We start from the raw sequence: 15,774 nt of genomic DNA, 5'->3' as shown, positions 1-15,774 counted from the left end.
CAGTATGCCTGTTTCGGATCACGTACCCGCGGCCTTCAAGTCGCCGCCGCACGCAGGGCTCGCCGCCGAGCTGGCCGAGCGTCACCGGCAGCGCGCGCTGTACGAGCTGGGCGATCACCCCCTGCTCGAGCGGCAGCGGCAGCGCGAGTCGAACGCCCGCTCGTATCCGCGTCGCCTGCCGCTGGCGCTGTCCCGGGCGCAGGGCGTCTATGTGGAGGACGTCGAGGGGCGCGTGTTCCTCGACTGCCTGGCCGGCGCCGGCACGCTGGCGCTCGGGCACAACCACCCGGCGGTCACCGAGGCCATGATGCGGACGCTGCACTCCGGCCTGCCGCTGCACACGCTCGATATCACCACGCCGGTGAAGGACCGCTTCATGCAGGACGTGCTCGGCACGCTGCCGGCGACCTTCGCCCGCCACGCGCGCGTCCAGTTCTGCGGCCCGACAGGCGCCGACGCCGTGGAAGCTGCGCTGAAGCTGGTCAGGCTCGCGACGGGGCGCAGCACCGTGCTCGCCTTCCAGGGTGCCTATCACGGCATGACGCAGGGCGCGCTCACGCTGATGGGCAACCTCGGGCCGAAGGCGGCGCTCGGCGGCAGTCTGAGCGGAGTCCAGTTCCTGCCGTACCCGTACCGGTACCGCTGCCCGTTCGGGCTCGGCGGCGACGCGGGCGTCGCGGCCTCGCTCGCGTACATGGATAACCTGCTGTCCGACCCGGAGAGCGGCGTGCCGAGGCCCGCTGCCATCATCGTCGAGCCGGTGCAGGGCGAGGGGGGGATGATCCCGGCGCCGGTGGCGTGGCTCCAGGGGCTGCGCGGGCTGGCGACGCGCCACGAGGTCCCGCTGATCCTCGACGAGGTGCAGACGGGCTTTTGCCGCACGGGGCGCATGTTCGCTTTCGAGCACGCCGGCATCGAGCCGGACGTTGTGGTGCTGTCGAAGGCGGTGGGCGGCGGGCTGCCGATGTCGCTGGTCGTGTATCACGAGCGGTTCGACACATGGCGTCCTGGCGCGCACGCGGGCACGTTCCGCGGCAACCAGCTCGCGATGGCGGCGGGCTCGGCCACGCTGGCGGTCCTCCGCGCCGAGCGCCTCGACGTGGCGGCCGCGGAGCTCGGCGCGCGGCTCCAGCAGCAGCTCGCCGCGTACGCGGAGCGGTTCGCGAGCATCGGCGAGGTGCGCGGTCGCGGCCTGATGCTCGGCGTCGAGCTCGTGGACGCCGCGGCCGTGCCCGACGCGGTCGGGGCGCGCCCGGCCCACCCCGCGCTCGCCGCGCGCGTGCAGCGCGAGTGCCTGCGCCGGGGGCTCATCGTGGAGCTCGGCGGGCGCCACGGCTGCGTGGTGCGGTTCCTGCCGCCGCTCACCATCACGGCGGCGCAGATCGACGAGGTGGCGAGGATCTTCGGTCAAGCGCTCGCCGCGGCCTCCGCGTAGCCGAGGGGCCGCGGGAGGAAGCAGTTCGTGCTGGTGCCACCGGCCTGCGATGAGCGCATGAGCGTCGCCGGCTCCGACAGCACCTACATCAACGCAGCCGCTGGGCCGGGCGCAGCCGCTGGGCCGGGCGCAGCCGCTCGCGCGAGGAAGAGCGTGCTTGTGCCGGCGTGCCATCGTGCCAGCGTGCCATCGTGCCAGCCGGTCGCCCGATTCTCGCCGAGCGTCGCGCGCAGCGGAGGAGCGTTGTTCCTACCGGCTTCGCTGCGCTGGCCCGCTGCCCGCGCCGCGTGACACGGCCGGCACGCCCGTTGCACTTCCTGCGTCACGAATCGCACGACGAGAATCGCAAACCGCGAATCGAATCGCGACCTGATGTCTCGTTCGCTGCGCACCGGAGGCCTGCCCGCCCGTGGCGCCGCTCGCCGCGAGCGTGCCCCGCAGTCCGTCGACAGTACCGCTGTATTTATACATGAACCCAACGAACCATTCCTTGGAGTCTGTGGTCATGCACGTCTGGCTCATGAAGAGGCATATCAACGTCGTCGCCCCGATCTCGATGGCGGCGCTCCTGCTCGGCTGCACCTCCTCCGTGGAGGGCGGCGCAGGCAGCGTGGCGACGACGGAAGACACCGGCGCCGCGGATTCGGCGCTCTACGTCTATGGGTTGGAGGTGTGGGACACGCTCTCCATTCCCGTGTGCTGGGACAACGCGATGGCCTCCACGACGGAGCGCGGGTGGGTCCGTGACGCGGTGCGCGACACGTGGGAGGCCGCGTCGGCGGTGAGGTTCACGGGCTGGGGCCAGTGCGCCTGGAATGCCTCCGGCATCCGGATCACTGTCGCTGACGTCGCTGCGCCGGCGCACACCGTCGATCTGGGCATGAGCATCGACGGAGCACCGGGTGGGATGGTCCTCAACTTCACGTTCAACAACTGGAAACCGGAGTGCAAGAGCAAGCGCGAGAGCTGCATCCGGGCCATCGCGGCCCATGAGTTCGGTCACGCCCTCGGCTTCTCCCACGAGCAGAACCGCATCGACACGCCGGTCTCGTGTGATGAGGCATCGAATGGCCCATACGGCACGCACACCGTCGGCTCGTGGGATCTCAGCTCGATCATGAATGAGTGCAACCCGACCTGGTACAACGGAGGCGTGCTGAGCGCGACCGATATCCGGGGCGCGATGAAGTACTACGGCGGCTGGAGCGTGTCGTGGGGCGGAACCCAGGCGTGGACGGTCCTCAACATGTCGGAGGTCAACAGCGGCCTGCGCATCGCCGATTTCAATGGCGATGGCCGTGCGGATGTCTTCCGCGGCACCGGCACGCACTGGGATATCTCCTACTCGGGCACCGAGGGCTGGACGCGGGTCAACGAATCCGATTACACCTCGTCGGACCTCAGGTTCGGAGACTTCAACGGCGACGGGCGCGACGATGTCTTCCGCGCCACCGGCTCGCACTGGTATGTCTCCTACTCGGGCACCGGGGGATGGACGCAGATCAACAGCTCGTCTGTCGGCATTTCGAGCCTAAAGATCGGCGATTTCAACGGCGATGGGCGGGCCGACGTGTTCCGCGCCACCGGCTCGCAGTGGCACGTCTCCTACTCCGGGACCGGCGGCTGGACGACGCTCAACACCTCCGAGCTCACGCTGTCCGATCTAGCGTTCGCGGACTTCAACGGCGACGGGCGCACCGACGTGTTCCGCGCGGACGGCTCGCACTGGAAGGTCTCCTACTCCGGGAGCGGTGGCTGGACGACGATCAACACCACCGGGTTCACGCTGTCGGATCTCGCGTTCGCGGACTTCAACGGCGACGGGCGCATCGACGTGCTCCGCACCACCGGGTCCGAATGGTTGGTCTCGTACTCCGGTACGCAAGCGTGGACGCGCCTCATGTACTCGGAGCATGACAAGGACCGGCTGTTCTTCGGCGACTTCAACGGCGACGGCAAGGCAGATATCATGAAGGCCTGGTTGGGTCCTTCGGAGCATATACGCTGACCGAGGCAACGGCGCCTCACCCGCCCTCGCCGCCCGCGCCCGCCCCGCGGAGCCCCGCCTCGGTGACGGCCCGCTCCACCCGGTCGGGCGACCACGCGCCCGCGTGCCGCGTGAACAGCGTCCGCCCCTTGAACGCGCGCCCCGCGAGCTCGGCCGGCATGTCGGGCCAGCGCGCCACGAAGCTCCCCCTCTCTGCCCCCTTGCGCGCCGCGACCCACGAGGGCGCCCCGCCCTCGATCGTGAACCAGTCGATCACGCGGTCCACGTCCTGGGCCGCCTCGAGGCGCCCGATGAGCTTCGTGCTCGTGTTGCCGAAGACGTTGTAGTCCACCGAGCGGGGGCTCTGTGTGCAGAGCAGGCAGCCCACGCCGTACTTCCTGCCCTGCGTGAAGAGCCGTATCAGCGGCTGCTTCGCGGGCGGCTTGCCGCCGCCGGCGGGGATCCAGTCGCGCGCCTCGTCGATGTAGAAGAGCAGGTTCACCCCGCCGCCGGTGCTCGCGTCGACCGTCGTGATCATCCAGCGGTAGAGCTCCGTCGCGAGCGCCGCGAGGAAGAAGTGCTTCTCGTCGTCGTTGCTGAGCGCGTTCAGGTAAACGATGTTGAGCGGGACGCGCCCGGGCCTCGACGGCCGGAGCAGCTCGGTGAAGTCGAGGCGCGTCCCCCCGGTGAACAGCCGCGCCGACGGGCCCTGCACGAACGTGTTGAGCCGGCGCGCGAGCTTCTCGCGCTCGGACTTGCGGATCAGGCTGTCCACCTCGTCGAGGCCGAGGTCCTCCGGGGCGCTGACCGCGGCCACGATGTCCCGCAGCCGCACCGGCGCCGCGCGCGGCAGGTGCCGCAGCACCTGGTAGAGGAACGTGCGCTGCGACTCCTCCTCGCCGCCGCACGCGCACAGGCTGACGAGGTTCGCCGCCACGGCCACGAGCAGGCCCTCCTCCTCCTCGGCGCGCAGCGCGGGGTTCGCTATATGCGAGAGCTCGCTCGCGCTCGGCAGCCGCAGCGGGTCGAGGCAGAGCCGCAGGCCGTGCGAGGACCCGGGCGTGAGGATGCGCGGCTCCATGCGCTCCTGGAGCTCCTCCCACGCGCTGTGCAGCGCCGGCGGCACGTCGGCGCGCGGGCGCGCCTGCATCATCTGGACGAGATCGCCCTGGGGATCGATCGCCAGCACGGGGACGCCGGCGCGCAGCGCCTCCTCGGCGATGATCTTGGCCATCCACGTCTTGCCGCTGCCCGCGGCCCCGACGACCGAGACGTGCGTCCGCAGCACCGCGGGATCCAGGCAGACCGGCGCGCCGCCGTCGTCGAACCCGAGGAGCATGCCGGTGGCACCCGCGGTCCGGGCCTCCGGCGGCCGCGCGCCCGGCGGCGCCTCGGGCCCGCGGCCCGGCGGCGCCTCGGGCCCGCGGCCCGGCGGCGCCTCGGGCCCGCGGCCCGGCGGCGGCTCCGCGGGCGCCTTTTTCCCGCGGCCCGGGGCCGGCGCCGGCTCCGGGCGCCCGGCCGGCTTCACGACCGCCAGCGCCTCCTCCAGCTCGGGATCGTCGTCCACCATCGGCTCGTCGGCCGCCGTCTCGCTGGCCGACGGCGCGTCGTCCGCGGCGCGCGCGCGCGCCTCCGCCGCGTCGCCGCGGGTGGCCTCGAGCGCCGTCCAGCGCCGGTCCCACGAGCCCCTGTCCTTGTGGCCGAGCTGCGCCACGCACGCCCCGGAGCGCTCGTGCTTGCAGCCGTCGCAGTAAGCGCGGTCGCCCGGCGGCGGCAGCCCCCCGGCGCCCAGCGCGTTGTCGGACCAGGCCACCATGCTGGCGATGAGCTCGTGGACCTTGCCGCGCTGCGCCTCGACCTCCTCCCAGCGCGCCTCCCGCACGCTGCGCGTCGGGTGGAGATAGAACACCGCCACGTCCGGCCTCGTGCCGTGCTGGTGGTGGTGCATCAGCGCGTAGGTGAAGACCTGGAACAGATCGCTGTTGGGGGAGGTCGCCGGCGTGAGCTTGTAGTCCACGATGCGGTGCTTCCCGAGCCGCGGATCGAAGTACACGTAGTCGATCGCCCCGGTCACGTGGACGTGGACGTCGTCCCCGACGTGGAACGTCACGTCGACCCGCTTGCGCGAGTCAGCGAAGAGCTGGCTCCTGAGCTCCGCGGCGGGCAGGCCGGCCGCCCTGGCGTGCACAGCGAGGCGCGCGAGCTCCTCCATGTAAAGCTGCACTGCAGAAATGAAGCCCAGCCGCAGCGGCACGGGGCGCGCCGCGAGCGCGTCGAGGTCGAGGCACGCGCCGTTGAACCAGCGCATCAGCGCCTGCTGGAGGCCCCCGGCGTCGCGGGCGCCCTCGAGCGCGCCGAGCACCTCGTCCGAGCTCCGCGCGGCGGCGTTGAAGCGCTCCACCGCTGTGTGGAACAGCGCGCCGCAGCCGGGCGCCTCCCCGCCCTTGCGCCAGATGCGGCTCACGACCTTCCGCCCGTCCTGCCGCTCGGCCGTGGCGCGCGTGTCGAACCAGTGGAGCCTCGGGCACGTCGCCGCGACGCGGAGCTGGGTCACGTTGACGTGGACGAGCCTCATTTCTTGCCCCGGAGCTGGACGAAGAGGTCGTCGTCCGTCGCCGTCGCGTGCACGTGCCCCTCGTCGTGGAGCGCCTGCGCCGTCTTCTTGATGTGCGCCCACGCCTCGGCGAAGCGCCTGTCCGAGAGCTTCTTCCGGGCCGCGAAGATCTGCGCGAGCTCCTTCGCCATCAGGCCGAGGCGCCACGACAGCTCGGCCATGATGTGCTCCCGCGTCTGCTGCGGATCCCACGCCGGGGGCGGCGTCGTGTCCGTGCCGCCCTTGACGATCTCCTCGGTGAGCAGCTCGCGCAGCAGCGGGTGCGCGAGCAGCAGGCTCTGGCGCTGGAAGGACGCCATCACCTCGGCCTCGGTCACCTTGCGGTACTGCCCGCGCGGGTACTCGATCTCGAGGTCCTGGCTCCTCGCGGCGCCGAGCAGGCCCACCAGCGAGTCGAGCTCCGCGTGCCCGGCGAAGTCGAGGTGGAGGTGGAGGAAGCGCTGCCGGCCCAGCTTGCCGAGCGCGTCGTACGCGGCCTTGCCGGCGCCGCCGAGCCGCAGCGGCCGGCGCTCCTCGTCGGTGACGAGGATGCGCTTGTCCGTGTGCTTCGTGTCGTCGGCCATGCGCTGGAGCGGCATCCGCGCGCCGTGCCCGCTCGGCGCGCAGAGGAACGTCACGCCCGTGGTCACTGTCACGCCGTCCGCGCGCTTCTCCTTGGCCAGGAGGTGATACGCCGGGGCCCTGCGCTGCTTCTTCGCGGTGAGGTGCTCGATGCTCACGAGCGTCGAGCTGGCCTGGCCGGCGCACCGCGCGAGCAGGTGGTGCGTGAGGCTCGCGAGGTTGTCCTCGTCGGGCGGCAGCGACGCCTGCTGCAGCCGGCGGCGCATCTTGCCTTCCTCGATCTTCTTCTTCACCTCGGCGTCGATGACGTCCTGGAGCTTCGGTTCCGGGGGCTTCGTTCCGGCGCCATCGACGGGGCCGGGCCACTCCTTGAGCCAGCGCTTGCCGCCGACGGCGGCGAGCCGGTCCTGCTGCGCCTCCCAGCGGTCGCGCGCCCAGAGGATCGCGTCGCGCGGCCTTAGCTCCTCGACGCCGTCGAGGCGCTGCTCGAGCCACGCGCTGCCGAGCGGGAACAGCCGATCGCGCTTGCGCGCGGCGATGACCTCCTCGATCTCCTTCTCCTCGAAGCCGGAGAGCGCGGCGTCGAGCCGCCCCTCGAGGATGGCGCGGGCCTCCTCGGGCGAGATCATGTGCAGCTCGAGGATCCGCTCGGCGATCCGGTCCCACGCGGCGGCCGGGATCACCTCGCCTGTGCGCAGGGAGAGCATGGACTGCTTCACGCCGGAGACGATCACGACGAGGTGCTTCGCCCTGTCGAGCAGCGCGTGCGCGTACGACATGAGGGCGCGCACGGCGTCCGGATCGAGGTTGTCGACCTGGTCGAGGCAGAGCACGAGGGGGAGCTCGGCGAGCGCGCACAGGTGCGCGAGGACGTGGAGGACGCGCTCCACCGCGGCGTCGTCCGGGAGGGCGAGGCCGTCCTCTGCGGCGCCGGCGGCCTGGTCGAGCAGGCGCGCGCAGTCGAGCAGGCGCGCCTCGTCGGGCCCGAGCGTCTCGCCGGAGAGCCAGAGCACCGCCGCGTGCGCGCGCCGCTCGGCGGCGGCGTCGCCGAGGCTGCCGTGCGACGTCCCGGTGAGGAACGCGTTGAGCACGGGGATGACGGCGTTCTGCGGGTCGATCCTGGCGCCGAGCCGGGCCAGCGCCTCCTTGCGCGCCTCGATCTCCTTGGGCCCCATCATCATCTTGCGGCCCTTGAGCGCGCCCGACCTGATGAGGGCTCGGTTGAGGATGGTGTAGAGGCGCGACTGCGTGGTTTCGCTCCCGCGGTGCCCCGCGAGGTCGCTGACGGTCGCGTTGAGCACGTACCGGAGCATCCGCTCGGGCGAGGCGAGGATGTTGTGCAGGTAGACGACGGTGGCCTTGTCTTCCCCTGCCCACTGGAACAGCCGCGCGAGCAGGTGGCTCTTGCCGACGCCGGGCGCGCCGATGAGCAGCGCGCCGATGCTGTTCGGCTCCTTCGCGGCGTCCTGCACGACGCGCGTGAGCTTGGTGAAGGCGTTCTTGTGGATCGACGCGACCGTGGCCTCGCCGCTCCCGACGTCGGTGATGCGGTGGCTGCGGAACGGGTTGGTGCCCCGGACGGCCGCGAGGAAGCGCTCGAAGGTCGGCTCCTCGCTGCTCATGCGTCGTGCCTCCGCGCCACGTAGACGAGCAGGTTGCCGGCCTCGAGGATGCCGGCCTCGCGCTCGGCGTCGGCCATCTGGTGGTGGCGGCCGTCGGAGGGGTCGAGCGAGTAGCGGCGCTGGCGCCGGAGGGCGGCGAGCTCGGCGTCGAAGACGGCGCGCGGGACGTCGGGGAGCGCGGCGCGGAGGGCGCGGAGGGTGACGTAGTTGTTGCCGCCGGCGTCGCGGTCGAGGGCGGAGAAGGCGGCGTCGAACCGGGCGGCGAAGGGGGCGGCGGGGGCGACGGCGGCGCTGGCAGCGGGGGCGGGGGCGCCGTTGGAGGGGGCGTCGCGGAGGGCGTCGGAGGGCGCCTTGCCGGCGCCGGCGGAGGCCGGGGGGCGGGCGCCGTTGGCGGCCGTGAGGCGGGGCGCGGCGTCGGTCGGGGGCGCGGACATGGGCGCGGCGGGGAGCGCTGGCGCGCCGGCGGGCGGGAGGACGGCGTCGGCGAGGAAGAAGAACAGCGGTTTCTTTCCGGTCAGGGCGCCGAGGGTCCGGGGAAGCCGGCGGTCGGCGATGCGCTGCTCGAGCGCCGCCTTGAACGCGCGGCCCAGCGCAGGCAGGAGGCCCTTGGGGAGCTGCGCCAGATCGACGGCGGGAGCGTCGGGCTTGCGCGCCGACTGGAGCTGCAGCTCCAGGAGCCGATCGGACTGCGCGACCGCCTGGAGGTCGTCTGCGAGCAGCACGAGCGTGGTGCCGGGCGCTGGCTTCTTCTTGCCGCCGGCGGCGCGGGAGAGGAGCACGCTGGCCTTCGCCTCCCTGGTGTTGAGCGCCTTGAGGGTCACCGCAGGCGTTTCACCGGTCAGCTCCGCGAGCCGCTCGAGCGTCGGCGGGTACGACGCGCCGCCGAGCTGCTTCTGCGACTCGAGGACGCCGAGGAGCCTCGGCACCGGCGAGGGCGGCGGCTCCTTCTTTCGCGGCGCAGGCTTCTGCCTCGCGGAAGGCTTCTCCTTCGGCGCGGCGGGCTTGCGGGGCGCGGAAGCCTTCTTCGGCTCTGCGGCGCTGCTCTTCCTGGCTGCCGTGGTCTTCGTGGTCTTCGTGGTCGTCGCCCGCGCGCGCGGGCTCGATGCGGCGTTCTTGTTCGTGACCCACCTCCCGAGCGCCCGAGATTACCCGGGCGTCCAGTCATGGGAAGAGGCTCCGTCCATCGTCCCGCCGCGAAGGTCGAGGGGCTCGCGTGCGACTGGCTCCGGACGATCAGATCGGGTGTAAGCCCCTGGCGCACTCCGCGACCGAAGCGGGCTCGTCCGTAGAACCGTCACGCCTTTCAAGCAATGCAGGGCTCCCGTCGCTCGGCCGAGGCGCGACCGTTCCTCCGCAGCGCGTCCCACAGTGGCTCCCCTTGCCCCAGCTCGGCCGCGCAGCCCTCGACCGTCTTATCTCGCCAGCTTCGATCTCGAAGAGGAGCACAGGATGAGCACCGATGCAGGAGAGCACATTCGTGCGGCATGCCCTGGCAGACCTGGACGAACGGCGGCGGCGACTCTCCTCCGCGAGACGCTGCCCATCGCCGCAGACGCAGGACAACCGACGTAAGCGGCCGAGGTGTGGCCCCCCGTTCACGCGTCGCGTCTCGCGCCACGACCTGGGCAAAAAATCCGCATGGATCGGGGAGGTACGAGCTTTTGCTTCCCACCGCCGTCATGAGGAACTGCTTTCGTTCGCTGGTTCTCGTGGGGGCTCCTTTCATCTTCGTCGCGGGCTGCGGCGGATCGGACGGCGACACGTTCGCCGAGCCCACCGCCGCCTGGAGAGCGGAGGCCGCACAAGCGCCGAGAATCAATGACGGCTCAACCTGTTGTGCGCTCTAGCGTCAGAGTGCCCCGAGCCCATCGCGGTCGACCGCGCGCACCGTGACCCCGGCGCGCCCGTCCTCGCTTGACACAGTGTAAACTATGCCCCACGCTTGACACCATGTCAAGCAAGGACGGGGAAACCCGCGCCGTGATTCTCGAGGCCGCGCGCCGGCTGGTGACCGAGCCGGGGCGTCGCGGCGTCTCGATGGCGGAGATCGCGTCGGCGGCCGGGGTGTCGCGCCAAGCGGTCTATCTGCACTTCGAGACCAGGACCCAGCTGCTGGTCGCGCTGGTGCGTCACGTCGACGAGGTGCATGGGTTCGCCGACCTGATCCGAAAGTGCGAACGCGTCCCCGACGCGCGCGCGATCCTTTACGAGTTCATCGGTGCGTGGGCGGACTACGTCGCCCACATCACCGATGTGGCGCGGGCCATGCGGACGGCACGGGCCACGGACGAGGACGCGGAGCTCGCGTGGCGCGACCGCATGCGCGGTTTCACGGGCGTCTGCGCGGGCTTCGTGGCGCGGCTTCAGGCCGAAGGCGCGCTGGCCGACGAATGGTCGGCGTCGGATGCGGCGGACTTCCTGGCCACCCTCCTGTCGATCGGGAACTGGCAGGAGCTCATCGAGGAGCGGCGCTGGTCCCGGGCGCGCTACGTCCGCGCGATGCGTCGGAGCGTGGAGCAGAGCCTGCTCAGGCCGATGGAGATCAAGACGGCACCGAGGAGGCGCTCGTGAGCGGCGCGCAGCCGGAGCTCTTGGCGCAGGGCTCGGTGGAGATCCGCCGGCCCCTGGACGAAACGTTCGCGTACGTGTCCAACATGGAGAACTTCCCGATCTGGTTCCCGGGCGTCGCGACCATGCGCGAGCTCGACACGCTGGAGCACGGGCAGGTCGGCAAGCGCTACCGGGAGACCGTGCGCATGCCCTTCGGGCGCACCGGCACGATCGACATCGAGGTGAAGGAGGCGCGCGTCGGAGAGCGACTGCTGACCGAAGGAGAGGGCTTCCTCTTGCCCCGCATGAGTGTGGACTTCGCGGCGCTCTCCGACGACTCGACGCGCGTCGCGTGGCGCATGGTCAGCCGCAATCAGCGGTGGTGGTTTCGCTGGCTTGTGGTCCCACTCCTGCGCCGCGTGATGCGCGGCCGAGCGCGCGACGGACTGCGTAAGCTGCGCGAGACCCTGGAGCGCGAGCCGTCGTGAATGGTGCCGACGTTCGAGCGCACCTCGGCGCAGCGGCCTCGCGGTGAGCCTCTCCTCGCTGTCGTGGTGCACGAGTGTCTTCGCGAGCTGCCCCTGCCAGTCTCCTTGCGGAACGGGGGCGCCGGGACGGCTTCGGGCTCGGCGGGAGGCTTTCGAAGGGACCTCGCCAGGCCTCGACCATCTCGACGTACGGCGCGAGCTCTCACAGCGACATTCGAGGCTCCGCGCTCCTTCTTCGAATGATCTCTCCGGGTTTACCTCCGGATGCCTTGATCACGAGCATCTCCTCGATATCTACATCAGCCAACACAACAATCTTCTTGCGAGCAGCGATCCACGGCTCTCGCATCGCGCTCAGGTCGGCGTCACCCGCCGCCACCGGCCTGACGATGCCGAGATCGCGGCCGCGCTGGCGCTCCCGAGGCCGACGGTGGCCACGCGGCTCCGCCTCGCCCGCCGCCTCTTCGCGCGCTCCCTCACCCATTCTCATCCGCCGCTCGCCGCCTCGCGCGCCACGCGGATCGCCTCCTCCAGCTTCTCCGGCGTGACCTCCTGGTCCTGCAGCACCGCCGCCGCCCAGGCGGCGACCTCGGCCGGCGTCTGGAAGATGTTCGGCGCGGGCCCCTGCGTCCCGCGGGCCTGCAGCCGCATCATGAGGGCGCGGACCGAGGCGGCGATGAACCCCTCGGCCTCGATGAGCGTGGCCATGCCCTTGAGGTACCCCCCGGGAGCGGTCGCCACCCGCCGCATCGCCGCCCGGGTCTCCTCGTCGGGCGGCCCGGTGCGCTCGCGGGGGACCACGATCAGGAACGCTGCTCCTCCCACCTGGCGCGTCGCCCAGGGCTGGAAGAGCGCCCGGGAACGCTCGACGCCGGCGACGCTGGCCTGCCCGCGCCAGACGAGCAGCATGAGCCGGCGCCAGGTCGCCACCACGTATACGTCCGTCCGCTCCAGAAGCTCGACCTTCACCGAGGAGGAGGAGGTCACCATTGCCGCCGATTGTCGTCCCCGCGTGGGGGCCACCGCAAGGCCCCGGCGTGTTTCAGGCCAGCAGCCCGCACGAACTCGCTGGCCCCACGAGGACATCCGTGGCCGTGACGACCACCTGAGCTGAGGAGAATGACGTGTCGACCGCCGCGCCTCGCGTCGATGCTGCGCGCCGGAGCTCGACCGTACCCCTCGGCGATCCCCCGGATCGCCCGGGGGTGATCTGCCCGATCGCCCGAGCGCGCTCGGCCGCCCCCGCTCCCGCCCTGATTCGACCTCGGCCCTGGTCGCGCGTGGAATTGTCCACCCTCACGGACGGGCACGGACGCTGCTAGTCGCAGCGACACGCGCGAAGCCTGCAGATCGCCGTGGAAACCAGAGGAGGACGCATGGATCGGAGAGACAGTCGCAACGTGCTGCTGACCGTGGCTTGCCTCGGCGCTGTCGCGGGGTGCATCACCGCGGCCGACGGGCCGGAAGGCGCGGTGGACACGGCGAGCCAGGGGTACGCCGAGGTGTCCTACGGCCCCGGCGCGGGGTGGAACCTCGTGTGGTCGGACGAGTTCGACGGATCGAGCCTGAACACGGCCAACTGGAACGTGCTCACGAGCAACCACGATCCGGTCACCAACAACTGCAACTTCGGCACCGGAGAGCTCGAGTATCCGCGCGCCTCGAACGTCGCCGTCCGCGATGGCAAGCTGATCATCTCCGCGCAGCGCACGAGCGACAACCCGGCCGCGCCCCAGTGTACCGGGTACGGCGGGCGCTCCTTCTATTCCGGGCGCATCCACACGAAGGGCAAGGTCGAGCGACGGTACGGCAAGATCGCCGCGAGCATCAAGGTGCCTTCCGGTTACGGGATGTGGCCGGCGTTCTGGACCCTGGGCGCCAACATCGACTCCGGCGCCAACGCGTGGCCTCGCTCGGGCGAGATCGACATCCTCGAATGGAGATCGACCGAGCCCACCTGGATGCAGTCCGCGGCCCACTGGTGGAACGGCGGAGAGGCGCACTGGGGGACCGGGGCGAGCCGCGGCTCGAGCCTCGCCGACACCTTCCACGTCTACGAGGTCGAGTGGTCGTCGAGCAGCATGATCTTCAGGCTCGACGGCGACATCGTGGCGAACAACACGTACCACCACGGCGAGACGGAGTTCCAGCAGAACCACTACATCCTCTTGAACCTCGCCATCGGAGGCAACTGGTACGGCAACCCGAGCCCCGCGAGCATCGATCTGCCGTCGGGCACCACGAAGTCAATGGAAGTCGAGTGGGTGCGCTGGTACCAGCAGGGCGGCGGCTCGAGCGGCGTCTCGCTCACCAACCCGAGCTTCGAGTCCGGGTTGACCGGTTGGACCAACTGGAGCCCGAACGGCACCGGGGCAGCGGCCTTCAGCGAGACGTACAACGGCGCACAGTCCGGCTCGTACCACCTCACCCACTGGACCAACGGCGCTCCGTTCGAGGTGTGGACGTACCAGACGCGCTCGGGGCTCGCGGCGGGCGACTACAAGGTCCGAGCGTGGGTGAAGAAGGGCGGCAGCCACGATTTCAGCCGGCTCCAGGCCAAGACGTGCGGCGCGTGCTCGCCCACCTACACGACGATCGGGACCCATGGGAGCTGGACGCAGATCGAGACGCCGGCCATCCGTGTCACGGGCGGCACCCTGGAGTTCGGCTTCCACACGAAGGCCACCTCCGGCAACCCGGCGAGCTACATCCACATGGACAGCATCGAGCTGATCCGCCTCTGAGCGCCCAGCGGCTGCCCCGCCGCGCGGCACGAGCTAGAGTTCGGGCCCGATGAAGGACACCCTCACCGCCGCCGCGGCGCGGCGCATCGCGCTGGCGGCGCAAGGCTTCGGCGGACAGCGGCCGGGACCCGACACGACGAGGCGCCAGCTGACGGGGCTGATCGAGCGGCTCGGGGTCGTGCAGATCGACTCCGTGAACGTGGTCTCGCGGACCCACTACCTGCCGGCCTTCTCGCGGCTGGGCGCCTATCCGCGCGCGATGCTCGAGGATCTGGCCTGGGCCCGGAAGCGGCCGCTGTTCGAGTACTGGGCCCACGAGGCCTCGCTGCTGCCGCTCAGCGCGCAGCCGCTGCTGCGCTGGCGGATGGCCGACGCCCGCGACGGGGTCGGCGTGTGGAAGGGCGTCGCCCGCTTCCTGCGCGAGCACCGGCCGGTGGTCGACCGCGCCCTGGAGCAGATCCGCGAGCGGGGTCCCCTCACCGCCTCCGAGCTGGAGATCAGCAAGAAGGGCGAGGGCGGCTGGTGGGGCTGGAGCGACGCGAAGCGCGCTGCCGAGTGCCTGTTCTGGATCGGCGAGCTGACAACCGCCACCCGGCGCGGCGCCTTCGAGCGGGTCTACGGCCTGCCGGAGAAGGTGCTGCCCAGCGACGTCCTCCAGGCGCCGACGCCGGCGCGCGAGGAGGCCCAGCGCGAGCTGCTCCGCATCGCCGCCCGGGCGATGGGGATCGCCACCGAGCGCGACCTGCGCGACTACTTCCGCATGGGCGTGGCCGAGACCAGGGCCCGGGTGAGCGAGCTGGTGGAAGCCGGGGAGCTGCTGCCGGTGAGCGTGAAGGGGTGGCGCGAGGCCGCGTTCCTCGATCCCGCCGCGCGCCGGCCGCGCCGGGTCGAGGGCGACGCCCTGCTCTCGCCGTTCGACAACGTGATCTGGTTCCGCGAGCGGACGGAGCGGATGTTCGGCGTGCGGGTGCGGCTGGAGATCTACACCCCGGCGCCGAAGCGCACCCACGGCTACTACGTCCTGCCCTTTCTGCAGGGCGAGGCGATCACCGCCCGCGTCGACCTGAAGGCCGACCGCAAGGCCGGCGTGCTTGTCGTCCAGGCCAGCCACGCCGAACCCTGGGCGGACGACGAGACGCCGGCGCGGCTGGCGGCGGAGCTCCAGCGGATGGCGGGCTGGCTCGGCCTGGAGACGGTGCGGGTTGCGCCGAAGGGAGACCTGGCGGCGCGCCTTGCAGGCGCCCTTCCCCAGGTCCGCTCATCCGACGACGGCGCTCCCTGACGACGTGGACCTCGGCCTTCGACGCTGGGCGCCGGCTTCACGTGCTCTTCCTGAGCTTGTGCAAGATGATGGTGTTGCCTTCGGTGTCTTGCATGACCGCCATGCGGCACACAGGCGACTGGACGTCGTCGGCCATGAACGTCACGCCTTCGCCCTTGAGCCGCGCGACGAGCGCGTCCAGGTCTTCGACCTCGAACGCGATGCTCGCGCCGCCCGGCTCGGCGGCCGACTTCGGATCGGGATGATTGAACAGCGCCAGGCAGCCGCCGCCCGGCAGGTCATATTCGGTCCACACGCCGTTGTCCGAGTGGCTGCCCACGCGCAGGCCGAGCGTGCCTTCGTAAAATGCGCGAGCGCGCTGCGTGTCCTTCACCGGAAACATCGTGAACGCCACTTTCTTCAGCATGCAGACCTCCAGCGCGTCGCGGACCGGCAGGGTACCCCCCAGCCAGGCCACCGGATCCGCGTCGCAGAATATTTCAGATGATAAC

General features: G+C 71.2%; 12 protein-coding genes. 6 read left to right on the top strand and 6 right to left on the bottom strand.

Translation table 11 applies throughout. The features are described from left to right. The first annotated feature begins 4 nt into the window (after positions 1–4). Both WMF42_RS41205 and WMF42_RS41200 read left to right on the top strand, forming a co-directional pair. Complete coding sequence (locus WMF42_RS41205) at positions 5–1,435, top strand: diaminobutyrate--2-oxoglutarate transaminase (RefSeq protein ID WP_437688551.1); 1,431 nt, start codon at positions 5–7, stop codon at positions 1,433–1,435. Between the two features lie 505 nt (positions 1,436–1,940). Further along, positions 1,941–3,443 carry an FG-GAP-like repeat-containing protein gene (locus WMF42_RS41200; RefSeq protein ID WP_437688550.1) on the top strand — a complete coding sequence of 501 codons (1,503 nt, stop codon included), beginning with the start codon at positions 1,941–1,943 and terminating at the stop codon, positions 3,441–3,443. A 16-nt stretch (positions 3,444–3,459) separates the two neighbouring features. On the opposite strand, the gene WMF42_RS41195 is transcribed toward WMF42_RS41200, so the two are convergent. The 3 genes from WMF42_RS41195 to WMF42_RS41185 are packed head-to-tail and all read right to left on the bottom strand — an operon-like array spanning position 3,460 to position 9,145. Beyond that, a complete protein-coding gene (locus WMF42_RS41195; RefSeq protein WP_437688548.1) occupies positions 3,460–5,997 on the bottom strand; it encodes a helicase HerA-like domain-containing protein in 2,538 nt (845 codons plus the stop codon). Then, a complete protein-coding gene (locus tag WMF42_RS41190; RefSeq protein WP_437688546.1) occupies positions 5,994–8,219 on the bottom strand; it encodes an ATP-binding protein in 2,226 nt (741 codons plus the stop codon). Before WMF42_RS41190 ends, WMF42_RS41195 begins: the two co-directional genes overlap by 4 nt. Further along, on the bottom strand, positions 8,216–9,145 hold the full coding sequence (locus WMF42_RS41185) for a hypothetical protein (protein WP_437688544.1): 930 nt from the start codon (positions 9,143–9,145) through the stop codon (positions 8,216–8,218). The genes WMF42_RS41190 and WMF42_RS41185 overlap by 4 nt, the downstream gene beginning before the upstream one ends. A 1,024-nt stretch (positions 9,146–10,169) precedes the next feature. Between WMF42_RS41185 and WMF42_RS41180 the strand changes: the two genes are divergently transcribed. Together WMF42_RS41180 and WMF42_RS41175 are read left to right on the top strand one after the other, a co-directional pair. Continuing rightward, complete coding sequence (locus WMF42_RS41180) at positions 10,170–10,790, top strand: TetR/AcrR family transcriptional regulator (RefSeq protein ID WP_061608033.1); 621 nt, start codon at positions 10,170–10,172, stop codon at positions 10,788–10,790. Further along, positions 10,787–11,257, top strand: coding sequence for an SRPBCC family protein (locus tag WMF42_RS41175; protein ID WP_437688542.1), 471 nt, complete (start codon positions 10,787–10,789; stop codon positions 11,255–11,257). Before WMF42_RS41180 ends, WMF42_RS41175 begins: the two co-directional genes overlap by 4 nt. Before the next feature lie 202 nt (positions 11,258–11,459). Here the strand turns inward: WMF42_RS41175 and WMF42_RS41170 are convergent, their stop codons facing one another. Both WMF42_RS41170 and WMF42_RS41165 read right to left on the bottom strand, forming a co-directional pair. Beyond that, positions 11,460–11,747 (bottom strand): hypothetical protein, encoded by a 288-nt coding sequence (locus tag WMF42_RS41170; protein WP_155798353.1) that lies wholly within the window; start codon positions 11,745–11,747, stop codon positions 11,460–11,462. Then, on the bottom strand, positions 11,744–12,247 hold the full coding sequence (locus WMF42_RS41165) for a hypothetical protein (RefSeq protein ID WP_437688540.1): 504 nt from the start codon (positions 12,245–12,247) through the stop codon (positions 11,744–11,746). The genes WMF42_RS41170 and WMF42_RS41165 overlap by 4 nt, the downstream gene beginning before the upstream one ends. Positions 12,248–12,633: 386 nt before the next feature. On the opposite strand from WMF42_RS41165, the gene WMF42_RS41160 reads away from it, so the two are divergent. Further along, positions 12,634–14,001 carry a glycoside hydrolase family 16 protein gene (locus WMF42_RS41160; protein WP_437688538.1) on the top strand — a complete coding sequence of 456 codons (1,368 nt, stop codon included), beginning with the start codon at positions 12,634–12,636 and terminating at the stop codon, positions 13,999–14,001. A 49-nt stretch (positions 14,002–14,050) separates the two neighbouring features. Then, the gene (locus WMF42_RS41155; protein ID WP_437688537.1) at positions 14,051–15,283 is read left to right on the top strand and encodes a winged helix-turn-helix domain-containing protein; all 1,233 of its coding nucleotides are present in this window, start codon (positions 14,051–14,053) and stop codon (positions 15,281–15,283) included. Between the two features lie 37 nt (positions 15,284–15,320). Here the strand turns inward: WMF42_RS41155 and WMF42_RS41150 are convergent, their stop codons facing one another. Further along, on the bottom strand, positions 15,321–15,689 hold the full coding sequence (locus WMF42_RS41150; protein ID WP_437688536.1) for a VOC family protein: 369 nt from the start codon (positions 15,687–15,689) through the stop codon (positions 15,321–15,323). Positions 15,690–15,774 lie beyond the last annotated feature (85 nt).

Source organism: Sorangium sp. So ce176 (assembly GCF_051519835.1).
In the GTDB taxonomy this organism is placed as follows: Bacteria; Myxococcota_A; Polyangia; order Polyangiales; family Polyangiaceae; genus Sorangium; species Sorangium cellulosum_G.
The sequence above is the reverse complement of the archived record's forward strand: the minus strand, read 5'-3'. Positions and strand labels throughout refer to the sequence as shown.

Excerpts from the sequence above, each read along its gene's own strand:
- WMF42_RS41205 (WP_437688551.1), top strand. The coding sequence starts at position 5 with ATGCCTGTTTCGGATCACGTACCCGCGGCCTTCAAGTCGCCGCCGCAC.
- WMF42_RS41200 (WP_437688550.1), top strand. The coding sequence starts at position 1,941 with ATGCACGTCTGGCTCATGAAGAGGCATATCAACGTCGTCGCCCCGATC.
- WMF42_RS41195 (WP_437688548.1), bottom strand. The coding sequence starts at position 5,997 with ATGAGGCTCGTCCACGTCAACGTGACCCAGCTCCGCGTCGCGGCGACG.
- WMF42_RS41190 (WP_437688546.1), bottom strand. The coding sequence starts at position 8,219 with ATGAGCAGCGAGGAGCCGACCTTCGAGCGCTTCCTCGCGGCCGTCCGG.
- WMF42_RS41180 (WP_061608033.1), top strand. The coding sequence starts at position 10,170 with ATGTCAAGCAAGGACGGGGAAACCCGCGCCGTGATTCTCGAGGCCGCG.
- WMF42_RS41170 (WP_155798353.1), bottom strand. The coding sequence starts at position 11,747 with ATGAGAATGGGTGAGGGAGCGCGCGAAGAGGCGGCGGGCGAGGCGGAG.
- WMF42_RS41165 (WP_437688540.1), bottom strand. The coding sequence starts at position 12,247 with ATGGTGACCTCCTCCTCCTCGGTGAAGGTCGAGCTTCTGGAGCGGACG.
- WMF42_RS41160 (WP_437688538.1), top strand. The coding sequence starts at position 12,634 with ATGGATCGGAGAGACAGTCGCAACGTGCTGCTGACCGTGGCTTGCCTC.
- WMF42_RS41155 (WP_437688537.1), top strand. The coding sequence starts at position 14,051 with ATGAAGGACACCCTCACCGCCGCCGCGGCGCGGCGCATCGCGCTGGCG.
- WMF42_RS41150 (WP_437688536.1), bottom strand. The coding sequence starts at position 15,689 with ATGCTGAAGAAAGTGGCGTTCACGATGTTTCCGGTGAAGGACACGCAG.